This window comes from Clostridium sp. CM039, from assembly GCF_055081075.1.
Genome location: NZ_CM143649.1, coordinates 2,395,643 through 2,420,523 on the forward strand (window position 1 = coordinate 2,395,643; position 24,881 = coordinate 2,420,523).

A 24,881-nucleotide genomic window follows, 5' to 3' on the forward strand; every position below is an offset into this window, starting at 1 on the left:
CACACTGATAAAATGGTAAAAACACTTTATCTTTATCTCTTATGTTACACCAGTTATGCCAATAAATATAGTAATAATTGTCTTATTAACCATAATAATTCTCCCTTTCTCTAATTCCCTAATTTAAATCGAGTAGGAGCTAAATAATTAATTTATTTAGCGACCTCTCACACCACCGTGCATACCGTTCGGTACACGGCGGTTCAATAGAAATTAATGTTTTAATAAATATGTCTCAGATATAGAAACTAATCCTATATTTTTAAGGTATTTATTGGTCAATGTTTTGTTTAATATAGGGCTATTGGATGTTCTCCAATAGCCTTTCCTTGTATTTGCATATTGCAAAGCTTTATTGTTTGGTATTCCTAATTTAACAAGGTTCCCATATTTTGTTTTAATCTTTTTCCATTGTTTCCAAAAACACATTCTAATTCTTCGCCTTAACCATTCATCAAGTGTTTTAAGAATACTTTTAATGTCTGCAATAGCAAAATAATTTATCCATCCAACTATCACTTGCTTAAGTTTCATAAACCTATATTTCATGCTCATCGCATTACTTCTTGAAGTTAATTCTTTTAGCTTTGCTTTGAATTTGATTATAGGTTTTTGAGGAACTCTCATTCTGTATTCACCTTTTGCTCGGTAAAATGAAAATCCTAAAAATTTAAGTTTCCAAGGTCTATCTACTGTACTCTTTTCTTTATTCACTCTAAGCTTTAACTTTTCCTCAATAAATCTCGTAATACTCTTCATTACTCTATTTGCTGATTTCTCACTTTTGACGTATATATTCGCATCATCAGCATATCTACAAAAGTTTAGTCCTCGTTTTGTTAGTTCTACATCGAGTTCATGTAACATTACGTTACTTAATAATGGGGACAAAGGCCCGCCTTGAGGTGCTCCTTCTTCTGTATTCATAAATACCCCATTTATCATCACTCCACTTTGTAGATACTTTCGTATCAGAGAAATTACTCTACTATCTTTAATATCTTCCGATAGTATCCTTATTAATTTATCATGATTTATCGTATCAAAGTATTTAGAAAGGTCTATATTCACCGTCCATGTATGTCCAGCATTAATATATCCCCTACATTTTTCAACAGCTTGTTTTCCACTTCTTAAAGGTCTAAAACCGTAACTATTATCAGAAAATTTCTTTTCATATATTGGTATTAGAGTTTGTGATATCGCTTGTTGAATAACTCTATCTAATACAGTAGGTATTCCAAGTAGCCTAATTCCACCGTCAGGTTTTGGTATTTCTACCCTTCTTACGGCTAGAGGTCTATATCTACTTTCTAATAATGATTGCCTTAATTCTTGTCCATGCTCTTTTAGATAATGTAGAAGTTCATCTACTGTCAAACCATCAATCCCATGACTTCCTTTATTGGCTTTTACTCTTTTATATGCTTTATTCATATTATCTCTCGATAATATCTGCTCGAGTAAACCATTATCATATTCATTCACATCGTTTCTTCCTTCTTCTGACATAGAGGAAATACTATGCACTTCTACATTACCTTCGAGTTCCACTCTATTCTCTCGTAGAGAGCCTTCTTTATGAAGTTGTCTGCTTTTATCATATTTTCTCGTATCCTTCAAAATTCCAAACCTCCTATTGTTCAGTCCTTCCCACGCTAACGCGTTTTGCATGGTACTATGACGTCTGCTGACTTCTGATAGTTCAGCCATACATCACTGTATGGGTTGTTATTTCTAAATTCATATCCACAACTTACCTATCAGATCTCCCCGGGTAAGAACGCAATCTTTCACTCCATCTATCTGCTACATTTACACCACTTGTTTCGAATAGTTTTGGGCTTCGTTTTGTATTGCAAACTTACCCACAAGCATATGCCTTATATGTAGTTTCTGTTCGTCAGACCGGAGTTTGGCCGCCAACTTCCTTCAGATTCCATCTCACGATGGACACCCTTGTCTTAAGCTATGCACTTGGCACTATTAACCCGTGCTAGGGACTTTCACCCATTAGATTGCGCCCATGCCGGGCGCACAATAAAAAAAGGTTCAGCCTAAGCCAAACCACTTTATATGCTAATTACTAATTATAGGATAATTATTCTTTGTATTTCTCAATATATTCTAGAAGTGCCATGCTAACTAAATCCATACTTTTATACTCTTTATATGTCTCTGCAAAATCTTTAAACGCCCCCCAAACTTCTGAATATAATCTAATAGTAGTCGTCATCTTAAATTCTCCATTAAGTATATCTTCATCAATTTTTAATTCTTGTGGTTGCGGTATATCAATTATAGTTTTATGATCCTTTGTTTGCTTTGATGTTTGTGTTTGTGTTTCTGTTTCGATTTCAGTTTTATCTGCCCCTGTTTTCAGCTCTTTTACAAAGTAATAAGCTGAATCAATAGCTTCCTCTACATTATCCGCATTAAAACTCACACAAGGGATTGTATCCTGCAAAATCAAACAAAATTTAGCATTTGACTGAATTTCTATCTTATATCCTGCATCTATTAATGTTTCTAATTTATTCATTTTTTTTCACACCCTTTTCTTATCTATTTACTTTTCGAATAATTTCTTATTAACTCATTTTGGTGATATATTACATTTTGTTATTGCTCTCTAATATTTATAAAATTATTATGCCACAATTTAATATATATTATGTTTTATAATTACCTTACTATATATCAATTAAATCATTTCCTACGGAGCTACAATATTTTTCTTGTTTTAAACTTATATCCCATACTTCTATTGAAAAACATAAAAAAAGGTGTTTATGAAATACTAATTTAATAGTATATTTCATAAACACCTTTAATTAACTTATTTCATTAATATATATAGGTATAACAACGTTCATACCTATTCCCACTCAATAGTTGAAGGTGGCTTAGAAGTTACATCATAAACAATTCTGTTTACTCCTTTAACTTCATTAACAATTCTTCTAGAAACTATATCTAACACTTCATATGGTATTCTAGCCCAATCTGAAGTCATTCCATCTGAACTAGTTACAGCTCTTAGGGCAACTGTATGGCAGTATGTTCGTTCGTCTCCCATAACTCCAACAGATTGGATGTTTGGTAGACATGCAAAGTATTGCCATATTTCACTTTCAAGTCCAGCTTTAGCTACTTCATCTCTGAATATTGCGTCTGCTTCGCTAGTTATAAATAATTTTTCAGGTGTTATTTCTCCAAGTACTCTTATAGCGAGACCTGGTCCTGGGAATGGTTGTCTCCACACTAAGTAATGAGGAATTCCAATCTCTTCTCCTACTGCTCTAACCTCATCTTTAAATAATTCTCTTAAAGGCTCTATTAGTTTAAAGTGCATATCTTCTGGAAGTCCGCCAACATTATGATGACTTTTTATAGTAGCTGAAGTAGCAGTACCACTTTCAACTACATCCGGATATATTGTTCCTTGAACAAGGAAATCTAATTGTCCGAGTTTATTAGACTCCTCTTCAAAAACTCTTATAAATTCTTCTCCAATTATCTTTCTCTTTTTCTCTGGATCACTTACACCTTTAAGCTTACCTAAGAATCTCTCTTGGGCATTAACTCTTATTATATTCATTTTAAATTCGCCTTTGAATATTGTTTCAACTTGATCGCCTTCATCTTTTCTTAAAAGGCCATGATCTACAAATACACAAGTTAACTGATCTCCTATTGCTTTATGTACAAGCACTGCCGCAACTGAAGAATCTACGCCTCCTGAAAGAGCACAAAGTACTTTTTTATCTCCAACTAGTTCTTTTATAGCCTTGATTTTTTCCTGCGCAAAAGATGACATTGACCAATCGCCTTTAACCTCGCAAACATCATATAGGAACTTTCTAATCATTTCTTCACCAAAAAGAGTATGTTTTACTTCTGGGTGAAATTGAACTCCATAGAGTTTTTTAGAAACACTCGCCATAGCAGCTACTGGACAATCTTTAGTAGTTGCAATTATATCAAATCCTTCTGGTACTTTAGAAATATGGTCTGTATGACTCATCCAGCATTGATTCTTTTCTATTCCTGCAAAAATAGTAGCATCTTTGCATAGGTCAACTTCTACTTTTCCGTATTCTCGAACATCAGGTGTTATAACTTCTCCACCAAATACTCGAGCCATTAGTTGAGCACCATAACATATTCCCAAAATAGGAATACCTAGTTCGAATATTTCTTTTTCAACCTTTGGAGCACCTTTTGCGTATACACTATTTGGTCCGCCGGTGAATATTATTCCTTTTGGATTCATGTTTTTTATTTTTTCGGCAGAAGATGTATATGGTATTATTTCGCAATAAACATTATTCTCTCTAACTCTTCTTGCAATAAGTTGATTATATTGACCACCAAAGTCAACAACTAAAATTAATTCTCTATTAATCAATGTTTTTCCTCCTGTACACTTAAGCTTTATACTTAGCTATTTATATATATTTTATCTATTCTCATCTGTACTAGTTGTTCACGCTATAATTTGGCGCTTCTTTTGTAATTGACACATCATGTGGATGACTTTCTCTTAGCCCTGCTGATGTTTGGACAACAAAGGTTGAAGTCTCAAATAATTGCTCTAGCGTTTCAGAACCTAAATATCCCATTCCTGAACGTATACCGCCTATCATCTGATATATAGTTTCTATAACACTTCCTTTGAAAGGTATTCTTCCTTCTACCCCTTCTGGAACTAACTTTTTATTTCCTTCTTGGAAATACCTATCCTTACTTCCGCAAGCCATAGCACTTAGAGAACCCATGCCTCTATATACCTTATAGCTTCTTCCCTGATAGATTTCCATTTCACCTGGAGCTTCCTCACAGCCTGCAAACATAGAACCCATCATTACCACTTTAGCACCTGCTGCTAATGCCTTAACTATATCTCCTGAGTATTTTATGCCGCCGTCTGCAATAACAGGAACTCCATATTTATTCCCCTCTTCAACGCAATCCATAACTGCTGTAAGTTGTGGAACTCCTACTCCTGCTACAATCCTTGTAGTACAAATTGATCCAGGACCTATCCCTACTTTTACACAATCCGCTCCTGCCTCAATTAAATCTCTGGTTGCCTCACTCGTAGCAACGTTCCCTGCTATTATTTGAAGTTCTGGGTATACAGCTTTTATTTTTCGTACTGCATCCATTACTCCAAAAGAATGTCCATGAGCTGTATCTATAGTTATTACATCTACTCCAGCTTTCACTAAGGCTGCTACTCGCTCCGCTATGTCTACAGTTACACCAACAGCTGCACCACATAATAATCTTCCTCTAGAATCCTTTGCAGCATTCGGAAATTTTATGGTTTTCTCTATATCTTTTATAGTAATAAGTCCTCTTAAATAATTTTCGCTATCTACTAAAGGTAACTTTTCTATTTTATGTTTTTTAAGAAGTTCTTTAGCTTCCTGCATACTTGTTCCTTCTGATGCAGTAATTAGATTTTCACTTGTCATTATATCTTTAATTTTCTTACTATAATCAGTTTCGAAAACTATATCCCTATTAGTGATTATTCCAACTAATTTACCATTTGTTGTAATTGGAACTCCTGATATTCTATATTTACTCATTAGTGCTAATGCATCTTCTAAAATATTATCTGGAGATAAGAAGAATGGATCTGTAATTACACCATTTTCTTGTCTTTTAACTCTATCCACTTCAATAGCTTGGTTTTCAATACTCATGTTCTTATGTATAGTTCCTATTCCACCCTCTCTAGCCATAGCAATAGCCATTCTAGACTCAGTAACAGTGTCCATACCAGCACTCATTAAAGGTATGTTAAGTTTTATTTTTTTCGTAAGGTAAGTAACTAAACTAACATCCTTAGGTAATACTTTAGACTTATTGGGAACTAGCAATACATCGTCGAAAGTATATGCTTGTTTTAATATTTTTGCCATTTAATTAACACCCTTTCACAATTTTATTTTACATTCGTCTTTATAATTAGCATAAGAATATTTATATATACGATATTTTAAAATAAGGTATAAAGTATAAAAAGGCATACTAATCCTACCTTAACTAAAGTAAAATTAGCATGCCAAAAATAAGCTCATACTAAGATTACTCATAGTCGGAAATTTACGGCTTCCGGTAGATACTCCTTGCCATATTCAAGGTATATATGAGTAGCGTAATTGTTCTTTGAATTTGTTATTACAATAATGATAGTTAATGTTTAAGCATTTGTCAATGAATATTTCTAGTATGTTCATGAACTAGTTCGCGAACATACTAGAAACATAATTATAAGGCTTAACAAAATAAAAAAATTAACTAAGGCAAAACCCTAGTTAATTTTTTATTTGAATATACTTTATTTATAATAATTATTGTTCAAATTATTTTTAGTACATTCCATCCATTCCCATTCCTGGTGCGCCACCCATTGGTGCTGAATTCTTTTCTGGAATATCTGCAACTGCAACTTCAGTTGTTAAGAATGTTGCTGCAACAGATGCTGCGTTTTGAAGTGCTGATCTTACAACTTTTGTTGGATCAACAATCCCAGCTTTTATCATGTTTACCATTTCTCCACGTAAAGCATCATATCCATTTTCTCCAGCGCTTTCTCTTACTTTTTCTATTATAACTGAAGCTTCAGCGCCAGCATTTGTAGCTATTTGTCTTAATGGTTCTTCTAATGCTCTTTTAATTATGTTAATACCCACTTGAACATCTGGTGTATCTGATGATAATTTTGCAATCTCAGAAATAGCATTAATATAAACTGTTCCACCACCAGGAACTATTCCCTCTTCAACTGCTGCTTTTGTAGCTGCAAGAGCATCTTCTATTCGGAGTTTCTTTTCTTTTAATTCAGTTTCAGTAGCAGCTCCAACTTTTATTACAGCTACTCCGCCTGCAAGTTTAGCAAGTCTTTCTTGTAATTTTTCTCTATCAAAATCTGATGTAGTTTCTTCAATTTGCTTTTTAATTTGGGAAACTCTATCATGTATTGTATCTTTTTCACCCTTGCCATTTACTATAGTAGTGTTTTCTTTAGATATTTTAACACTTTCTGCTTTTCCAAGCATGTCAACAGTAACATCTTTTAGTTCTCTTCCTAATTCTTCGCATATAACTTCTCCTCCAGTTAGGATTGCTATATCTTGAAGCATTTCTTTTCTTCTGTCACCAAAACCTGGTGCTTTAACAGCTACACAAGTAAAAGTTCCTCTTAATTTATTAACAACTAATGTGCTTAAAGCTTCACCCTCAATATCTTCAGCAATTATTAATAACTTTTTGCCTTGTTGAACGATTTGCTCAAGTATTGGAAGTATGTCTTGTATATTAGTAATTTTCTTATCAGTTATTAAAATATATGGCTCATCAAGATTTGCTTCCATTTTTTCTGCATCTGTAACCATATATGCACTTAAATATCCTCTATCAAATTGCATTCCTTCAACAACATCAAGTTCTGTTCCCATAGATTTTGATTCTTCTACAGTTATAACACCTTCGTTGCCTACTCTTTCCATAGCATCAGCAATTAGAGCTCCCGTTACTTCATCACTAGCTGATATAGCAGCAACTCTCGATATATCTTCCTTACCATTAACTGGTTTAGAAGATTTTTTAATTTCTTCAACAGCTTTATCTACAGCCATTTTTATACCAGTTCTTATTAACATTGGATTGGCACCAGCTGTAACATTTTTTAAACCTTCTCTTATTATAGCTTGGGCAAGCAATGTAGCTGTAGTTGTACCATCTCCTGCTACATCATTTGTCTTTGTAGCAACTTCTTTAACAAGTTGTGCTCCCATATTTTCAAATGCATCTTCTAGCTCTATTTCCCTAGCTATAGTAACACCATCATTTGTTATTAATGGTGATCCAAACTTTTTATCTAAAATAACATTTCTTCCTTTAGGTCCGAGTGTTATTTTAACAGTGTTTGCAAGTTTATCTACACCTCTTTGCATAGCTCTTCTTGCTTCTTCTCCAAACAATATATCTTTAGCCATTTTAAACCCTCCTATACGACGCTAATGATTAAATAATCATTTACTATCAATTATTATTTAATTATTATTACGTTAATGTTATTTTTCAATTACAGCTAATAGTTCATCTTGCTTTAATATGATATACTCAATACCATCATATTTTATTTCACTTCCTGAATATTTAGAGAATAATATTATATCCCCTGCCTTAACTTCCATTTTAATTACTTTCCCATCTTCAACTTTTCCTGGTCCTACTGAAACTACTTCAGCCTCTTGTGGTTTTTCCTTTGAAGCTCCTGCAAGAAGTATTCCACTTTTTGTAGTTTCTTCTGCCTCTAATCTTTTAATTAACACTCTATCACTAAGTGGTCTAATATTCATTTTAAACCCCTCCTTATATATTTTTGTTGTTTTTGTTAGCACTCATCACATCTGAGTGCTAATGAGTTCTATACCTAATATTTTAATTAATAATCATTATAATATCAACTTCACCTATTCCATATATTATACCATTTATACGCAACTAAACTATATTATGTTTAGTTATCACTGCATTATATAGTTTTTCTCTTGTTTACTTACTTTTTAATGAAATTATAATTTTAGCACATTTTTATTATCATTGAATATATTTTGATTTATTGTTAAAATCACTAATAGAGGTGATTTTATGAATAGTCTATATAAATGGTTTAATAACTATTTTTTTAGAGACTCCATTTTCAGAAATGTAAAAACGCTTATTAAATTTTCATTCAAAACGTTTTTTATCTTAAGTTTTACTTTTTCTTTTATAATTTTAAGCATAAATCTTACTTTGCTTTTTAAACCATTATACTATATGGATATTGATGTTTTAAAAATTGAAGAATCTTCTAATTTAAATAAAAAGGAACTAAAGACTAATTATGACTATGTAATCACATATTTAACTCAAAATAAAATTGAAGAATTCACTCTTCCAACGCTACCTTCATCCAATAATGGTAAAATTCATTTTAAGGAAGTTAAAATAATATTTGATAATCTTAAGGTAATGCTATTTTTCTCCATATTAATAAGTATTATAGGTATAATCATAAATAAGAGACACAAAACAATAAGATACTTGTTAACTAGTTCCATTTTTCTTATTATCGTACCTATAATATTACTTATACCCTTTTTAATTAATTTCGATAAAAGCTTCACTGCTTTTCATCATATTTTCTTTAAAAATGATTACTGGTTATTTGATATTGAATACGATCCAATAATAACGATCCTTCCACAGGATTTTTTCTTCCATTGTGCAATATTAATAATTATTTTGATTACTATAAGTAGCATAATATTAAGGTGTATATATAAATCACAATATAAAAAGCTACGCTCTTTATAATATTTTATAAAACATGTGTTATCGTAACTTTTTAATAAGATTTTTTCTTTTTAATTACATTTTTTATTATAGTATTTCCTTTAAAAATCCCTACTATTGATATAATACTCATTGTTATGCCTATAGTTATTAAACTTGTAACATCCCATGCATCTATTTTTTGACCAAAATAAGAAGAAATAAAAATCCCTGGAATTCTACCGAGTGTTGAATATATAAAGAAATCTTTAAAAGAAACATCAGATACTCCACATATGTATATTAGAGCATCTTTAGGTATTCCTGGGATTAAAAAAAATATGAATATAACATTTTTTTTGCTTCCTATTTTTAATATTTTTCTAAAAAATTTCACTTTCTTTTTTAATAACAACTTCTCCACAAAAGGCCTACCATAACTATTAGCAATAAGATATACTATTATACCTCCTAAAGTAATACCCATTAAAGATATTATACCGCCTAAAAATGCACCGAAAATATATCCTCCAGCAATTTGTATAAATTCTCCTGGAATAAAAAAAACTACTACTTGTAAAACCTGCATAAGAATGAAAATTAAAACACTGAAATTTCCATAAGAAAGAATAACTTCTTTTAATATATTCGGATTTCTCAATATATATGAATACTTGAAATAATATTCATATCCTATGTATGCGAAAGCTAGCAAAACTGCTGATAGTAATATATATTGTTTATATCCTGATACCTTCATTCTAATACTATTCCACATTCTTTTCATTGTTTTTCATCCTCTTCACTCTTGTATTTATTTCAATAGTAACTCATAGTTTTATATAGTATTACTTGCTTTGCTTAATTTATTCTATTTTAATATTATTTTCTCTTGCATAATAAAACAAATACTGTTGTGCAAAACCTGCTAAGTTTTCAAATTTGTCTCTAGCGAAGGTCCTTATTTTAGGTAGAGAGACATCTGGTGCTAAATAAAAAAATTGCATCGCCCTCTTAACCCACACATCCACTGGGAAAGCAGAATATTTTTGCATAGAAAATAACATAATACAATCCGCCACTTTTGGGCCTATTCCACTAAGTTTTTTTAGTTCTTCATGGCAAATATCATCTTCCGCGGCTTTAATAAGCTCCAAATTCACTTCACCAGTATATACCTGATGTACTGTGTTTTTTACATATTTAGATCTAAACCCCAGACTACAACTCTGAATTTCTTCTATAGTAGCTTCTTCTAAATCTGCAGGCGTTGGAAATGTGTAGTACGTTTTCCCCTTATATTCTATTGGTTTTCCCCATTTTTTGCTCAAATTGTTTATAGCTCTTTTTATCATTGGGATTCTATTATTTGAAGAAATTATAAATGATATGGTAAGTTCAAAAGGCTCCTGCTGCAATAATCTAATGCCATACCCGAAATCAACAGATCTTTTAAGAAGAGGATCCATCTTAAATTTCTCTTTGATAACTGTGTAATTTCTTTTAAGGTCAAAATAATCACACCAAATCTCATTAAATTCTTCCTCATTTATATTATATATCTTTACTTGCGTCCCCTTTTTTTCTACTTCTATTACCTTCCCATATGCTACCCCTATGTAATTGCCATTAGGCTCCTTGTCCCATCTAAAGCATTGCCCACATTCGAATATATGGTCTAGTTCAAAGTTCTCTACATCTTTTATTATAATGCCTTCATTAAATGATTCAATATTTTTGTAATCCATAATTTTTCCTTTCATTGAGTTAAATTATTAACTTTTAATTCGCGTATCACAATTTCATCTAATATTTCAGTAGCAGTTTCAATCATTACCTTGCAACTACCATCCTCTTTTTTATATTTTGCTTTAAGAGCCGCGCAATTATTCGTGCTTAACTTTGATTCAAATTTTTGGAAGAATTCCTGACATAGTCTTTTAACTCTATCACCTTCATGCGCTTTTTCTTTAGTAAATAATATACCTATAACTGCCAAAGAACCTGTTATTGCTCCGCATACGCTCTCAATACCCATTCCTCCACCAAAGGATGACATAGTTTTAAACGTTTCGCTTTTTAATTTCATATTATATTCATCACTAGCAGCGTAAATCATCACCTCAGCACAACTTAAATCATATTCCTTAGTGTAATATTTATTTATTTTATCTATTAACATAATATACCTCCTCCTATGCAATATTATTATACCAAATAGTTGTTACCTGTCCTCACTTTTTTAAAACAAACTCCATAAACCTTTGTTTATGGAGTTTGTAATTTAAAAATTATTATTTTGTTAACATTCCATCTATAGCTTTAGCAGCTTTTTTACCTGCTTCCATAGCTAATATAACTGTAGCAGCTCCTGAAACAGCATCTCCACCAGCATATACATTCTTTTTAGATGTTAATCCTGTTTCATCTTCTGCAACTATGCACTTCCATTTATTGATTTCTAACCCTTCTGTTGTTAAAGGAATTAATGGATTTGGTGATGTACCTAGAGACATTATAACCGTATTTACATCCATTATGAATTCCGACCCTTCAATCGCTATAGGTCTTCTTCTTCCTGATGCATCGGGTTCTCCTAGCTCCATTCTTATACACTTCATGCCTATAACATTCCCTTTTTCATCTCCTAGGATTTCAATTGGATTCACAAGTAAATCCATTATAACTCCCTCTTCTTTTGCGTGATGCACTTCTTCGGCTCTTGCAGGAAGTTCTGATTCTGATCTCCTGTACACTATGTGCCCTTCTGCTCCAAGTCTCACTGCTGTACGCACAGAGTCCATAGCAACATTTCCTCCACCTACAACAGCAACCTTTTCACCTGTTCTTATAGGAGTCTGATACCCCTCTTTAAATGCTTTCATCAAATTGCTTCTAGTTAAATATTCATTAGCAGAAAATACTCCATTTAAATTTTCTCCTGGTATTCCCATGAACATTGGAAGTCCAGCACCTGAACCGATAAATACAGCTTTAAAATCTTCTTCTTCCATCAGCTGATTTATTGTTACAGTTCGTCCTACTATCACATTCGTTTCTAATTTAACTCCTAATTTCTTAACATTTTCAACTTCATGTTTAACAACTGTATCTTTTGGCAACCTAAACTCTGGAATTCCATATACCAAAACTCCACCAGCTTCATGAAGTGCTTCAAAAATAGTTACATCGTACCCAGCTTTAGCTAAATCTCCTGCGCAGGTAAGTCCTGAAGGACCACTTCCGATTACCGCAACCTTAATGCCATTTTTAGGTTTTGTTTCTGAAAGGTCAACATTATGCTCTCTTGAATAGTCACCTACAAATCTTTCAAGTTTACCAATAGCTATGGCATCTCCCTTTATTCCTAATATACATTTGCTTTCGCATTGAGTTTCTTGTGGACAAACTCTTCCACAGACTGCTGGTAACGCACTATATTTTGCAATTACCTTAACTGCCTCTGTAAATTCTCTATTTTTTATGTGAGCTATGAACCCAGGAATATCTATTGCTACTGGACATTTTCCAACACACATTGGCTTTTTACAATTTAAACACCTTGTAGCTTCCTCAACTGCTTCGTCCTCTGTATATCCTAAACATACCTCTTCAAAATTAGTTGCTCTTACTTTTGGATCTTGTTCCCCTATTGCAACTCTGTTCATTTTACCCATTATTTAGCACCTCCTAAACCGCAGCCTGCTTTAATGCCTTCACCTTTAGAACTCTCTTGAGTTTTGTACATTGTTTGTCTTCTCATTGCCTCATCAAAATTAACTTTATGACCATCAAATTCTGGACCATCAACGCAAGCAAATTTAGTCTCACCATCTACAGTAAGTCTGCAAGCTCCACACATTCCTGTTCCATCAACCATAATAGGATTCATGCTTACAATAGTTGATATTCCAAGTTCTTCAGTCAATTTGCAAACAAATTTCATCATTATCATTGGTCCAATTGCAACAACTAAATCGTATTTTATGCCATCATTTTGAACTAATTCTTTTAATTTATTTGTGACAAGTCCCTTATATCCATATGAACCATCATCAGTACATGGATATACATTCCCTGCTACTTTCTTCATTTCTTCTTCCATAATTACATAATCTTTAGCCTTTGCGCCTATTATTACGTCTGCCTTAATACCTTGATCTCTGAGCCATTTAACTTGAGGGTAAACTGGTGCAGTTCCTAGCCCGCCAGCTACAAACACAATTTTCTTTTTCTTTAAATCTTCAATGCTCTCACTCATTAATTCAGATGCTTGTCCAAGTGGTCCTACAAAATCTGAAAATGAGTCACCAATTTCATACTTTTCCATTTCTTTTGTTGAACAACCTATTGTTTGAACTACTATAGTTACTGTACCTCTTAACGCATCATAATCACTAATTGTTAAAGGTATTCTTTCGCCTTTTTCATCCATCTTTATAATTATAAATTGACCTGGTTTTGCTGATTTAGCTACTCTCGGAGCCTCAATATCCATTAAGAATATCTGAGGTGCTAATGCTCTATTTTCGACTATTTTATACATTTTTAATCCTCCATATTCATCTATGATTTTGGTCTGCCTATGTTCCTACACTAAAACCTTCGTTATTATATATTCATTTTACCACAAAAATCTAAATTATATATTTGTTAAAATACATTTTACATTATCTCTATTTTGTCAAAATAAATTTCACTTGAAATTTTTATTAGAGTGAAAATACTAAGTCAAAATAGACAGGTAGTAAAGAGTATTAAATACTAATGCTCTTTACTACCTGTCCTCTTATTAATCATTTAATTATTGTCTATTGGTACAATTTCATAATGTGCCTAATATTAAATCATCTCCTGCGGAGCTGCATATTAACGACTTCAGAAGGAGATTTATACTCCTACTTAAAGTAGGTACTCCCACTTATAGAATTGGGAGACTTTCCTTCTGAAATGTCGTTAAAATTTAACTTTTTCTCCTGTAAAGGTACAAGTTAATATCTTTTTCATTTCGCAAGTATTTATTGGTCTTGGGTTAGATCCTGTGCATGCATCTTTTATAGCATTTTCAGATATAAAATCTACATTTGCATCAAACTCTTCTTTTGTCATTCCGTTTTCCTTTAAAGAAGTTGGTATATTCATAGCTTTATTTAAATCTCTTATCATATCAGTTAATGAATCAATTAATTCATCTTCTGTATTTCCAGCTAAATTAAGACTTCTAGCAATTGTAGCATATCTATCTCCACAAGATTTTTTGTTAAAATCTATAACATATGGAAGTAATATTGCATTAGCTAAGCCATGTGCAACATGAAATACGCCACCTATTTTGTGTGCCATACTATGAGATATTCCTAGTAGTGCGTTGGAAAATGCCATTCCCGCAAGACATTGTGCAATGTGCATTTCATTTCTCGCTTCCACATCACCTTCAAATGATTTTAATATATTTTCTCTAATCATAGTTATAGCTTGTATTGCAAGAGGATCTGAGAAGCTTGACCTAAGTCCTGCTACATAAGCCTCAAATGCATGTGTTAATGCATCCATACCTGTATGTGCTACTAATTTAGGTGGCATTGTTTGAGCTAGTGCTGGGTCTACTATTGCTATATCTGGTGTTAAGTTGAAATCCGCTAAAGGATATTTTATTTTTGCTTTATAGTCAGTAATTACTGAAAATGCTGTAACTTCGGTTGCTGTTCCACTAGTTGATGGTATAGCTATAAATTTAGCTTTTTGTCTTAAGTCAGGAATACCAAATGGTATAACCGCTTGTTCAAAAGTAAATTCTGGATACTCATAAAAAATCCACATAGCTTTTGCTGCGTCAATTGGTGAACCACCCCCGATTGATACTATTAAGTCCGGCTGGAATTCTCTCATTACTGCTGCACCGTTCATAACTGTTTCTACCGATGGATCTGGTTCTACTCCAGTAATATTCTTAACTTCAATTCCAGCTTCTTTTAAATAAGCTTCAACCGTATCTAAGAATCCGAATCTTTTCATAGAGCTTCCGCCAGTAACTATTACTGCTTTTCTGCCTTTTAAGGTTTTTAACACCTCTAATGAATTTTCTCCAAAATAAATATCTCTTGGTAACGTAAATCTATTCATTATATTTCCCCCCATTTTTAAAAAATATTATATTCTTTTATACGTTTATGCCTAGTTGTTTATACCAACTTTTGTCATTTCTTTGTTATATTGTTAATGATATATCATTAACAATGCAAAGTCAACATTAAAACAAGAGCATTACAACCCTCTACAAGTTGTAATGCTCTCTAAATTCATTGTTCATATTAAAATAATATCTTATTTTGAATAATCAAATATTCCCTTTTTAGTTTTTCTTCCTAGCAATCCGCCTCTAACATATTTTCTTAAAAGACTATGAGCTCTGTACTTATTGTCTCCTGTTTCAGTATATAAAACATCCATGATAGCAAGACATACATCAAGACCTATAAGGTCTCCTAGTGCTAGAGGTCCCATTGGATGATTAGCGCCAAGTTTCATTGCTTTATCAATATCTTCTGCAGATGCAACACCTTCTGCAAGTATTCCTACAGCTTCGTTAATCATTGGTATTAATATTCTGTTTACAACAAATCCAGGAGCTTCAGCAACTTCTACTGGATCCTTACCGATAGCAATTGCAATTTCTTTAACTGCATCGAAAGTTTCAGTGGACGTACCCATTCCTTTAATTATTTCTACAAGCTTCATCATTGGAGCTGGATTAAAGAAATGCATTCCTATAACTTTGTCAGGTCTATTTGTAGCAGCTCCTACTTCAGTTATAGACAGTGATGATGTATTTGATGATAATATAGTTTCCGGCTTACATATTCTATCAAGTTCTGCAAAAATTTCTTTCTTTATTTTCATAATTTCTACAGCTGCTTCAACTACTAAATCACAGTCTGCTGCTAATTCCATATCAGTAGTTCCTGTAATTCTTGAAAGTATTTCTTCCATTTGTGCTTCAGTAATTTTTTCTTTTTTAACTAATCTTTCTAAATTCTTTTTAATTGTAACAAGTCCTCTATCAACAAATTCATCTTTAATATCTCTCATTATTACTTCGCAACCACTTACTGCGAATGTTTGAACAATACCCGCTCCCATAGTTCCAGCTCCAAGTACAAAAATCTTTTTCATAATAACACACTCCTTTTATTTTTTTAAAAACCAAAAGTAATAAATATTTTTAAAACTTACTCTAATGCTAAATTTCAGCATTAGAGCAAGTTCATTTAAATACTACTTTAAAATCTAATTATTTGTTTCTTAATGTATTAATCTGACCTATCATTTCTGGAATAACTTTTATGAAATCTCCAGCGATTGCTACATCAGCAGCTTTCATGATTGGCGCTGTTGCATCTTTGTTTATAGCTATTATGAAATCAGAATCTTGCATACCAGCTAAATGCTGAATTGCTCCTGAAATACCGCAAGCTATGTATACAGTTGGTCTTACAGTTTTTCCTGTTTGACCTACTTGAACTGCTTTATCTATCCAACCATTCTCAACTGCAGCTCTTGATGCTCCAACAACTCCGCCTATGGTAACTGCAAGTTTTTCAAGTAACGCGAAGTTTTCTTTACTTCCAACTCCACGACCACCAGATACTATAATGTTAGCTTCTCCGATATCCGCTAAAACTGAAGCAACTTTTACAACGTCTACTGTTTTAGTTCTGATATCTGATTCTTCTAAGTTTACAGTTATTTTTTCAACTGGGCAGCTTCTTTTTTCATCTCTAGCTAATTTTTCAAAAACTCCTGGTCTAATAGTAGCCATTTGTGGTCTATGTTCTCCACAAACTATTGTAGCCATTAAGTTTCCTCCAAATGCTGGTCTTGTCATCATTAGATTGTTGTTTTCTGTATCTATATCTAATGAAGTGCAATCAGCAGTAAGTCCTGTTGAAAGTCTTGCGGATACTCTTGGTCCTAAATCTCTTCCTAAATAACTTGCTCCTACAAATATAATTTCTGGTTTTCTTTCATTTGCAAGATCACATATTACTTTTGTATATGCATCAGTTGTAAAGTGGCCCAATAATGGATGACTAGCAACTATTACTTTGTCAGCGCCATATGCTACTAATTCTTTAACCATATCATCCGTTTTATCTCCAAGTAATACAGCTGTTAATTCTTCTCCTAATTTATCTGCTATTTCACGTCCCTTACCTAAAAGTTCAAATGAAATCTTTTGAAGTTCTCCGTCTCTTTGCTCAGCAAAGACCCATACGCCCTTGTACTCTTCTATATTCATAACTTAATCCTCCCTGCTTCTTAGATAAAGTGATTTTCTTTTAATTTTGAAACTACATATAAAGCAGCTTCATTAGCTGGTAATTGTATTAATTCGCCTTTTCCCTTAGCTTCTTTGGTCATAGACTTTTTAACCTTTGTTGGTGAACCTTTAAGACCGAGAACAGCTATGTCTGCTCCGATATCTGCTGCATTCCAAACTTTTACTTCTTTATTTTGGAACATTTCAAAAATGCTTTTTATGTTCATATATCTTGGCTCATTCAACTCTTTTATTGCTGTTAAAAGAACAGGAGTCTTAACTTCTATATCTTCATATCCGTCTTCCCAAGCTCTTCTAACTTTTAATCCACCCTTAATTACATCAACTTTTTCAACATATGTTATTTGAGCAAGATTTAAATGTTCTGCTATTTCAGGTCCAACTTGCGCTGTATCTCCGTCTATAGCTTGTCTGCCTGCAAACACTACGTCATAATCTAATTTCTTTAAAGTCGCTGCAAGTGCATGAGATGTAGCTAATGTATCTGCTCCTGCGAATGCTCTGTCAGATACTAATATTGCTTCATCAGCTCCCATAGCTAAAGCTTCTCTCAAAGCTTTTTCTGCTTGTGGGGGTCCCATGCTTATTACTGTTACATGTGCACCATGTTCATCTTTTAATCTTAAAGATTCTTCCAGTGCATTTTTATCATCTGGATTTATTATTGATGGAACGCCTTCTCTTATAAGTGTTCCTGTTTTAGGATCTATTTTAACTTCGTTTGTATCTGGAACTTGTTTTAAACATACAACTATATTCATTCCTTAATCTCCTCCTACTTTAATAAATTTCCAGCTATAACCATTCTTTGAACTTCTGAAGTTCCTTCATATATCTCAGTTATCTTAGCATCTCTCATCATTCTTTCTAATGGATATTCTTTAGTATATCCATATCCTCCGAAGATTTGAACGGCTTTAGTTGTAACTTCCATAGCTGTTTCTGACGCAAATAATTTTGCTCTAGCAGCTTCTACTGTATATGGTAAACCATTATCTTTATTCCATGCTGCTTTATATATTAAAAGTTTAGAAGCCTCAATTTTAACATCAAGTTCTGCAACCATCCATTGTAAACCTTGGAATGCTGAAAGTGGTTTTCCAAATTGTTTTCTTTCTTTCATGTATTTAGTAGCTTCATTTAGTGCGCCTTCTGCAATTCCTAGGGCTTGAGCCGCTACTCCGATTCTTCCTCCATCAAGGGTTTTCATTGCGATACCGAACCCTCTTCCTTCTTTTCCAAGCATGTTTTCTTTAGGAACTATGCAGTTTTCAAATACAAGTTCTGTAGTTGATGATGCTCTTATTCCTAATTTATCTTCGTGTTTACCAATTGAGAATCCTGGAAACTCTTTTTCAACTATGAAAGCAGTGATTCCTTTTGTTCCCTTAGTTTTATCAGTCATTGCAAAAACTACAAATGTATCTGCTACTCCACCGTTTGTGATAAATATTTTTGAACCATTTAATATATAGTTATCACCATCTAAAGTTGCTGTAGTTTGTTGACCTGACGCATCTGTTCCTGCATTAGGTTCAGTTAGTCCAAAAGCTCCTAGTTTTTCACCTTTTGCAAGTGGAACTAAATATTTCATTTTTTGTTCTTCTGTACCGAAAGCATCTATTGGGCCAGCACATAATGAAGTATGAGCTGATAGTATAACTCCTGTAGTTGCACATGCTTTTGATAGTTCTTCAACAGCCATAATGTATGATACATTATTTCCGCCTGCTCCACCGTATTTAGTAGCAATTGGGATACCCATCATATGGTATCTAGCCATTTTCTCTACAGTTTCGCTAGGAAATCTTTCTGTCACGTCTATTTCCGCAGCTAAAGGTTTAACTTCGTTTAATGCGAACTCACTTACCATCTGTTTTACAAATTCTTGTTCTTTTGTCAATGCAAAATTCATGAACTTTCCTCCTCACTATTCTCTGAGACAAATAATAATCTTTAATTGTTATCTGCCTATTCTTTTTACAGAATACTTTTTATTACTTATTTTTAAAGCATTTTTCTGTTTTTTCAATAAATGCTGTCATTCCATTTTTTTGATCTTCAGTCGCATAACATTCTCCGAATATCTCTGATTCGTATGAAAGCGCTGAATCTATATCTATTTGTATTCCCTTATTGATTGCTGCCTTACAAAAGCTTACAGCAATAGGTGCTTGTCCTGCAATTGTATTTGCTAGTGCTTTAGCTTCTGATAATAAATTTTCTGGATCAACTACTTTATTTACAAGTCCAATTCTTAATGCCTCTTCCGCATTAATAATCTTTGCTGTATAAATTAGTTCTTTAGCCATTCCAAGTCCTACAAGTCTAGGAAGTCTTTGCGTACCTCCAAAGCCAGGAGTTATTCCAAGACCTACCTCAGGTTGTCCAAATTTTGCTTTTGAAGAAGCGATTCTAATATCACAAGCCATAGAAAGTTCACATCCTCCACCTAGCGCAAAACCGTTTACTGCAGCTATTATAGGTTTTTCTAAAGTTTCTAGTTTTCTGAAAACTTTATTCCCTAGATTTCCAAATTTCCTTCCACCCATAACATTAAGATCTTTCATTTCGGTGATGTCAGCCCCTGCTACGAAAGCTTTTCCTTCTCCTGTTAAGATCACTGCGTAGATTTTATCATCTTCAGCAATTTCATCTATTGCTAAATCTAGCTCTTTTAATGTTTCTGTATTTAATGCATTTAGAGCCTTTGGTCTACTAATTGTAAGTATTGCGACTTTGTCTTCTTTTTGAACAACAATATTCTTGTATTCCATAACAATCAACTCCTTACGAATTAATCCATTCATTAAATATTTGTTAATAATATAACAAATAAACCTAAATGTAATTGAAGCCCTTCGCCTCAATTACATTATATCTCTTTATAGTAATTATTTCAACAAGAAATATTCATAATCTTTTAAATTAATCTTGTTGATTTCATAAACTTTATAAACTTTGTAAATTTTATGAATATGATTTGTCATTCATTAAACAACTAAGTGTTAGCAAGCTCTCACTTAAATGGACATTCTCCACAATTGTTTCTACAGGCACCTCTAAATCCACAGGTGCAAAATTCCATATACCTTTAACCCCATTTGCTACCATTATGTCACTAACTTTTTGAGCACTAATATGTGGAACACATATTACGCCAATATCTATTGGTGTCGCTTTAAGGAAACGCGCTAATTCATCTAAGTCTATTACTTCAACATCTCTAATTTTTAATCCTATAAGCTTTGGGTTAACATCAAAAATACCCGCCAAGTTAAATGATAGCTTTTCAAAATTAGTATAATTGGCAATAGCTTGCCCGATATTCCCCGCGCCTACTATTACCATCTTATATTCTTTTGAGAGTCCTAGTATTCCACTAATTTCATTCAACAATTCTTTAACATTATATCCGTATCCCTGTTGTCCAAAATCTCCAAAACAATTTAAGTCTTGTCTAATTTGAGATGCTGTAAACCCAATCTTTTCGCCCAATTCTTTCGAGGATATCCTATCTACATCATTTCTTAAAAGTTCTTTTAAATATCTATGGTATTTAGGCAATCTTTTAATAACTGCCATTGATATATTCTTTTTTCTTTCCACAATATACACTCCTCTACGAATATCATAAATTACATACTATCTATACTAACACACTATTATAAATTAAAACTACTTTTGCTATAAATTTAGTAGTTATTGTGAAATTATTACCATTATATATATATATATACTATTATTAAAAATTAATCTATATATATTTCTTTTTTACTACAAAAAATTAAATATAAATAGTACAATAATATATGAAGCAACTTTAATTAATATTTATAACTAATTAAGTTGAATTTTTTTAATACTACATAACAGGGAAGGTGAAAACAATGATAGTTTTAAGTTGCAAGGATATTCACAAAAGTTACGGCATAGATGTTATTTTAGACAAAATAACTTTAAGTATAAATGAAGGTGAAAAGATTGGATTTATTGGTGCTAATGGGGCAGGTAAATCTACGCTTTTTAAAATACTCACATCACAATTGGATTATGATAATGGTGAGCTATTTATAGATAAAAATAAAAAAGTTGGTTATCTATCTCAAAATCTTGAATTAACTTTAAGTAATACTATATATGAAGAAACTCTTTTAGTATTCCACGATCTATTAGGCCTCGAAAAAAGACTTAACAATTTAGAATCAAAAATGAATGAACCTTATGATACTTCCAAAGAAGAATATAATAATAGAATAATAAAAGAATATACATTAATCTGTGAACTTTACAATAACAGGGGCGGCTACACATATAAAGCTGAAATTAATAAGGTTCTCAAAGGTCTTGGCTTTATGGAAGAAGATTATAATAAGCCAATAAACATACTAAGTGGAGGTCAAAAGACTAGAGTTGCACTATGCAAATTATTACTTAAAAATCCCGATATTCTTTTATTAGATGAACCTACTAACCACCTAGACTTAGATGCTATAGAATGGTTAGAAGATTATTTGAAATCTTATAAAGGAACTATTTTTATAATATCCCACGATAGATTCTTTTTAGATGCTATTACCAATAAAACTTTTGAACTTACTAACGGTCATGTAGATTCTTATAATGGAAATTATACAAATTTTATTGATTTAAAGAAAAAAAATTATGAAGTTCAATTAAAAGCATACAATTTGCAACGCTCAGAAATAAAAAGGCAAGAGGACATCATAACTAGATATAGATCCTTTAATAGAGAAAAAAGTGTAAGAGCTGCAGAGAGCAGACAAAAATCCTTAGATAAACTCGACCGGGTTGATTCCCCCGACACAGCTCCTAGGGAAACTAAAATCAAATTTGAAACAGAAATTAAAAGCGGAAATGACGTTCTCCATGCAGAAAATTTATCAAAACGATTTGGAGACAATCTTTTGTTTGAGAATTTAAATCTAGATATAAAAAGATCCGAAAAGTTCGCTCTTATTGGTGAAAATGGTCGTGGCAAAACCACTCTTTTAAATATTATAATGGATAAAATTTCAAGTGATACAGGTATAAAAATATTGGGCAAAAATATTTTTGTAGGATATTATGACCAAGAACAATCAAATTTGAATCCAGAAAAAACTATAATAGATGAGGTTTGGGATGAATTTCCTAAACTTACTACCACAGAAGTACGTACTGCATTAGCTGCATTTTTATTCATAGGAGAAGATGTATTTAAAAGTATATCCACATTGAGTGGTGGTGAAAGATGTAGAATTAATCTTCTAAAAATAATGCTATCAAAATCCAACTTTTTACTATTAGATGAGCCAACAAATCACTTAGATATTATGTCTCGTGAAGCTTTAGAAGATTCGATACTTGGATATGACGGTACTGTTCTTGTAATATCTCATGATAGGTATTTCTTAAACAAGGTAATTACTAAAATACTTGAATTAAAACAAGATGGTCTTAAAGAGTATTTAGGTAATTATACTTATTATATAGAAAAAAAGAAAAACCCTCTAAGGTTCCAAGTAGAAGAAGCCTACGACGGCATGTCAAAAACTCAAATTAATCTTGATAAAAGAAAGAAGAGAGATGAACAAAAACTAGAAAAACAAAAGAAAATCGATTTAAAAGACCTAGAAGATAAAATTACCTCATCGGAACAGCGATTAGAAAAATTAAATAGTGATCTTTGCCTTGAAGAGATTTATTCAAGTCCTAGTCGGAGTGTTGAGACAAACAATCAAATTTCTAGTATTAAAACCGAACTTGAAACTCTTTATGCAAACTGGGAAGACTTTATATCGGAAGTGGACTAAAAATTAAGGCTCTTAGCACACAATCAAACATTTGTGGTCTAAGAGCTTTTTCTTTTAGATACCTAAATTAATGCCCCTTCTAATAAAACTTTAATATTGTCCTTATAAATTTTATTAAACTGACTTATTGGCAGAGGATTTTTTCCAATTCCGACCTCAATGGTATAACCCGGCCTTCTATATTTTTCTATAAACCAATCCTTATATCCTGCATAGCTTGTGATTCCATAGGTTTCTGCTAATTCATAACCACTTAAAGAGGAAAATATCTCTCCTATTTTTCTAGCCTCAGCACTTGCCAAATTTTGAAAATCCCAGTATATTACTTCCCCTTGGGTGTGATACGCTATTACTAATCTAAACCCATGTTTTCTTGTAAAATCTGCTACCGCTTTAGACTCTGATTCTGATTCTGGCGCAGTACCTGAATATCTTGTAGGGCCCGGTCCATATACGCCATAACTTTTTTCCGCGTCCTTTGATTTTTGCCACATAGCATCATAGTTATGATTAAGGTCTACACCGCGAATATTAGCACTCCATGTTTTAGAAAAATCAGAACTCCCATTATTCCACTTAATTAAATCATTGTAGTATGGGTTACTCCTCTCTAGGCCATTAAGCACTAAGTCAATCCCATCTGGATTTACCATAGGCATAATGTATATAGTACTTTTATTCCAGATATCTAAGGCACTATACCCTTCTATATTTTCACCTGTTGCATAGGCTTTAGAAAAGTTTTCAATAAACTTCATCAAAAGCACAGTAGTTATCCATTCAATAGCATGATGAGATCCATTATAAAAAACTTTATTGGGTCCATTACCGAGTTTCACATAATAAAGTTCTTTTCCAAGCTCACTCTTGCCGCCACTAGCCACTTCAATAAATGGGTATCTAGCCTTTAGCCCTTCTAAATCTTTTTTCATAATATCATAAGTGTAATCAATATTTGTATAAACTACATCTAATGAATATGGAACTATGATCACCTCTCCAACCTGCAAGTTGTTAGGATTTATTTGAGGATTTGCAGTAATTATACTTTCTACGGTCACAAAGTACTTACTTGCTATAAGGTATATTGTATCACCCGGTCTAATTCTATAAGTATCATAACCCATTAAAAATCTATTCATAAGTTTATAAGTATCATCATTTACTGTGCCTGTAGGTGATAAGCCAAAATATCTTTGAAACATCAATACTGCCTGTGCCGTTTTAGTTCCGTAAATTCCGTCTATTCCTCCTACATCATAGCCTAATTTATTAAGTAGTGCTTGTATTTCCATTACCGATGTTCCTCTTGAGCCTATTTTTAGGGTTTGCAACTTTTACCCTCCTAAATTTTTCTATAATACTATTATATGAATTTTAAT

The 24,881-nt window shown here is 32.5% G+C and carries 21 protein-coding genes and 1 riboswitch; of the genes, 2 read left to right on the forward strand and 19 right to left on the reverse strand.

Features of this window, described 5'->3' with window-relative positions:
• Positions 1-213 precede the first annotated feature (213 nt).
• From ltrA to ACWJJ2_RS11360, 6 genes are all read right to left on the reverse strand, one after another.
• On the reverse strand, positions 214-1,623 hold the full coding sequence (gene ltrA / locus ACWJJ2_RS11335; protein ID WP_462952630.1) for a group II intron reverse transcriptase/maturase: 1,410 nt from the start codon (positions 1,621-1,623) through the stop codon (positions 214-216).
• A gap of 478 nt (positions 1,624-2,101) precedes the next feature.
• Positions 2,102-2,542: a hypothetical protein gene (locus ACWJJ2_RS11340; RefSeq protein WP_462953270.1), complete on the reverse strand. Its 441-nt coding sequence runs from the start codon at positions 2,540-2,542 to the stop codon at positions 2,102-2,104.
• Between the two features lie 336 nt (positions 2,543-2,878).
• Positions 2,879-4,408, reverse strand: a complete 1,530-nt coding sequence (guaA, locus tag ACWJJ2_RS11345) for a glutamine-hydrolyzing GMP synthase (protein WP_216302343.1) — start codon at positions 4,406-4,408, stop codon at positions 2,879-2,881.
• A gap of 73 nt (positions 4,409-4,481) precedes the next feature.
• Entirely contained in the window at positions 4,482-5,936 is a 1,455-nt protein-coding gene (gene guaB, locus ACWJJ2_RS11350; protein ID WP_165412563.1) for an IMP dehydrogenase, read from the reverse strand.
• Between the two features lie 153 nt (positions 5,937-6,089).
• A riboswitch (purine riboswitch) is annotated at positions 6,090-6,187 on the reverse strand.
• A 199-nt stretch (positions 6,188-6,386) separates the two neighbouring features.
• Positions 6,387-8,015 carry a chaperonin GroEL gene (gene groL / locus ACWJJ2_RS11355; RefSeq protein WP_165412564.1) on the reverse strand — a complete coding sequence of 543 codons (1,629 nt, stop codon included), beginning with the start codon at positions 8,013-8,015 and terminating at the stop codon, positions 6,387-6,389.
• A gap of 78 nt (positions 8,016-8,093) precedes the next feature.
• Positions 8,094-8,381 (reverse strand): co-chaperone GroES, encoded by a 288-nt coding sequence (locus tag ACWJJ2_RS11360; RefSeq protein WP_165412565.1) that lies wholly within the window; start codon positions 8,379-8,381, stop codon positions 8,094-8,096.
• 292 nt (positions 8,382-8,673) lie between these two features.
• On the opposite strand from ACWJJ2_RS11360, the gene ACWJJ2_RS11365 reads away from it, so the two are divergent.
• Positions 8,674-9,384 (forward strand): TIGR01906 family membrane protein, encoded by a 711-nt coding sequence (locus tag ACWJJ2_RS11365; protein WP_220287507.1) that lies wholly within the window; start codon positions 8,674-8,676, stop codon positions 9,382-9,384.
• A gap of 31 nt (positions 9,385-9,415) precedes the next feature.
• On the opposite strand, the gene ACWJJ2_RS11370 is transcribed toward ACWJJ2_RS11365, so the two are convergent.
• From ACWJJ2_RS11370 to ACWJJ2_RS11425, 12 genes are all read right to left on the reverse strand, one after another.
• The gene (locus ACWJJ2_RS11370) at positions 9,416-10,129 is read right to left on the reverse strand and encodes a TVP38/TMEM64 family protein (protein WP_216302293.1); all 714 of its coding nucleotides are present in this window, start codon (positions 10,127-10,129) and stop codon (positions 9,416-9,418) included.
• Positions 10,130-10,208: 79 nt separating this feature from the next.
• Complete coding sequence (locus ACWJJ2_RS11375; RefSeq protein ID WP_216302344.1) at positions 10,209-11,090, reverse strand: DNA-3-methyladenine glycosylase family protein; 882 nt, start codon at positions 11,088-11,090, stop codon at positions 10,209-10,211.
• Positions 11,091-11,101: 11 nt separating this feature from the next.
• Entirely contained in the window at positions 11,102-11,524 is a 423-nt protein-coding gene (locus tag ACWJJ2_RS11380) for a C-GCAxxG-C-C family (seleno)protein (protein ID WP_220287509.1), read from the reverse strand.
• Between the two features lie 112 nt (positions 11,525-11,636).
• Positions 11,637-13,019 carry an NADPH-dependent glutamate synthase gene (gene gltA, locus ACWJJ2_RS11385; protein ID WP_216302295.1) on the reverse strand — a complete coding sequence of 461 codons (1,383 nt, stop codon included), beginning with the start codon at positions 13,017-13,019 and terminating at the stop codon, positions 11,637-11,639.
• Positions 13,019-13,888: a sulfide/dihydroorotate dehydrogenase-like FAD/NAD-binding protein gene (locus tag ACWJJ2_RS11390; RefSeq protein ID WP_462953271.1), complete on the reverse strand. Its 870-nt coding sequence runs from the start codon at positions 13,886-13,888 to the stop codon at positions 13,019-13,021. The genes gltA and ACWJJ2_RS11390 overlap by 1 nt, the downstream gene beginning before the upstream one ends.
• Positions 13,889-14,298: 410 nt before the next feature.
• Positions 14,299-15,465, reverse strand: a complete 1,167-nt coding sequence (locus ACWJJ2_RS11395; protein WP_462953272.1) for an iron-containing alcohol dehydrogenase — start codon at positions 15,463-15,465, stop codon at positions 14,299-14,301.
• Between the two features lie 201 nt (positions 15,466-15,666).
• Complete coding sequence (locus ACWJJ2_RS11400) at positions 15,667-16,515, reverse strand: 3-hydroxybutyryl-CoA dehydrogenase (RefSeq protein WP_165412573.1); 849 nt, start codon at positions 16,513-16,515, stop codon at positions 15,667-15,669.
• A gap of 118 nt (positions 16,516-16,633) precedes the next feature.
• Positions 16,634-17,641 (reverse strand): electron transfer flavoprotein subunit alpha/FixB family protein, encoded by a 1,008-nt coding sequence (locus tag ACWJJ2_RS11405; protein ID WP_462953273.1) that lies wholly within the window; start codon positions 17,639-17,641, stop codon positions 16,634-16,636.
• A 20-nt stretch (positions 17,642-17,661) separates the two neighbouring features.
• Positions 17,662-18,444 carry an electron transfer flavoprotein subunit beta/FixA family protein gene (locus tag ACWJJ2_RS11410; RefSeq protein ID WP_216302299.1) on the reverse strand — a complete coding sequence of 261 codons (783 nt, stop codon included), beginning with the start codon at positions 18,442-18,444 and terminating at the stop codon, positions 17,662-17,664.
• Positions 18,445-18,458: 14 nt separating this feature from the next.
• Positions 18,459-19,598, reverse strand: a complete 1,140-nt coding sequence (locus ACWJJ2_RS11415; protein ID WP_165412576.1) for an acyl-CoA dehydrogenase — start codon at positions 19,596-19,598, stop codon at positions 18,459-18,461.
• Between the two features lie 82 nt (positions 19,599-19,680).
• The gene (locus ACWJJ2_RS11420; RefSeq protein WP_462953274.1) at positions 19,681-20,460 is read right to left on the reverse strand and encodes a short-chain-enoyl-CoA hydratase; all 780 of its coding nucleotides are present in this window, start codon (positions 20,458-20,460) and stop codon (positions 19,681-19,683) included.
• A 193-nt stretch (positions 20,461-20,653) separates the two neighbouring features.
• Positions 20,654-21,292 (reverse strand): redox-sensing transcriptional repressor Rex, encoded by a 639-nt coding sequence (locus ACWJJ2_RS11425; protein WP_165412578.1) that lies wholly within the window; start codon positions 21,290-21,292, stop codon positions 20,654-20,656.
• A 281-nt stretch (positions 21,293-21,573) separates the two neighbouring features.
• Between ACWJJ2_RS11425 and abc-f the strand changes: the two genes are divergently transcribed.
• Positions 21,574-23,499 carry a ribosomal protection-like ABC-F family protein gene (gene abc-f / locus ACWJJ2_RS11430; protein WP_216302301.1) on the forward strand — a complete coding sequence of 642 codons (1,926 nt, stop codon included), beginning with the start codon at positions 21,574-21,576 and terminating at the stop codon, positions 23,497-23,499.
• A gap of 62 nt (positions 23,500-23,561) precedes the next feature.
• Here the strand turns inward: abc-f and ACWJJ2_RS11435 are convergent, their stop codons facing one another.
• Entirely contained in the window at positions 23,562-24,833 is a 1,272-nt protein-coding gene (locus ACWJJ2_RS11435) for a M14 family metallopeptidase (RefSeq protein WP_216302302.1), read from the reverse strand.
• Positions 24,834-24,881 lie beyond the last annotated feature (48 nt).

What these genes read in the sequence shown, in the direction of transcription:
- ACWJJ2_RS11370 (WP_216302293.1), bottom strand. Translation starts at nt 10,129, where the DNA reads ATGAAAAGAATGTGGAATAGTATTAGAATGAAGGTATCAGGATATAAA.
- guaB (WP_165412563.1), bottom strand. Translation starts at nt 5,936, where the DNA reads ATGGCAAAAATATTAAAACAAGCATATACTTTCGACGATGTATTGCTA.
- abc-f (WP_216302301.1), top strand. Translation starts at nt 21,574, where the DNA reads ATGATAGTTTTAAGTTGCAAGGATATTCACAAAAGTTACGGCATAGAT.
- ACWJJ2_RS11395 (WP_462953272.1), bottom strand. Translation starts at nt 15,465, where the DNA reads ATGAATAGATTTACGTTACCAAGAGATATTTATTTTGGAGAAAATTCA.
- ACWJJ2_RS11360 (WP_165412565.1), bottom strand. Translation starts at nt 8,381, where the DNA reads ATGAATATTAGACCACTTAGTGATAGAGTGTTAATTAAAAGATTAGAG.
- gltA (WP_216302295.1), bottom strand. Translation starts at nt 13,019, where the DNA reads ATGGGTAAAATGAACAGAGTTGCAATAGGGGAACAAGATCCAAAAGTA.
- ACWJJ2_RS11375 (WP_216302344.1), bottom strand. Translation starts at nt 11,090, where the DNA reads ATGGATTACAAAAATATTGAATCATTTAATGAAGGCATTATAATAAAA.
- ACWJJ2_RS11340 (WP_462953270.1), bottom strand. Translation starts at nt 2,542, where the DNA reads ATGAATAAATTAGAAACATTAATAGATGCAGGATATAAGATAGAAATT.
- groL (WP_165412564.1), bottom strand. Translation starts at nt 8,015, where the DNA reads ATGGCTAAAGATATATTGTTTGGAGAAGAAGCAAGAAGAGCTATGCAA.
- ACWJJ2_RS11365 (WP_220287507.1), top strand. Translation starts at nt 8,674, where the DNA reads ATGAATAGTCTATATAAATGGTTTAATAACTATTTTTTTAGAGACTCC.
- ACWJJ2_RS11415 (WP_165412576.1), bottom strand. Translation starts at nt 19,598, where the DNA reads ATGAATTTTGCATTGACAAAAGAACAAGAATTTGTAAAACAGATGGTA.
- ACWJJ2_RS11380 (WP_220287509.1), bottom strand. Translation starts at nt 11,524, where the DNA reads ATGTTAATAGATAAAATAAATAAATATTACACTAAGGAATATGATTTA.
- ACWJJ2_RS11420 (WP_462953274.1), bottom strand. Translation starts at nt 20,460, where the DNA reads ATGGAATACAAGAATATTGTTGTTCAAAAAGAAGACAAAGTCGCAATA.
- ACWJJ2_RS11390 (WP_462953271.1), bottom strand. Translation starts at nt 13,888, where the DNA reads ATGTATAAAATAGTCGAAAATAGAGCATTAGCACCTCAGATATTCTTA.
- ACWJJ2_RS11405 (WP_462953273.1), bottom strand. Translation starts at nt 17,641, where the DNA reads ATGAATATAGAAGAGTACAAGGGCGTATGGGTCTTTGCTGAGCAAAGA.
- ACWJJ2_RS11400 (WP_165412573.1), bottom strand. Translation starts at nt 16,515, where the DNA reads ATGAAAAAGATTTTTGTACTTGGAGCTGGAACTATGGGAGCGGGTATT.
- ACWJJ2_RS11410 (WP_216302299.1), bottom strand. Translation starts at nt 18,444, where the DNA reads ATGAATATAGTTGTATGTTTAAAACAAGTTCCAGATACAAACGAAGTT.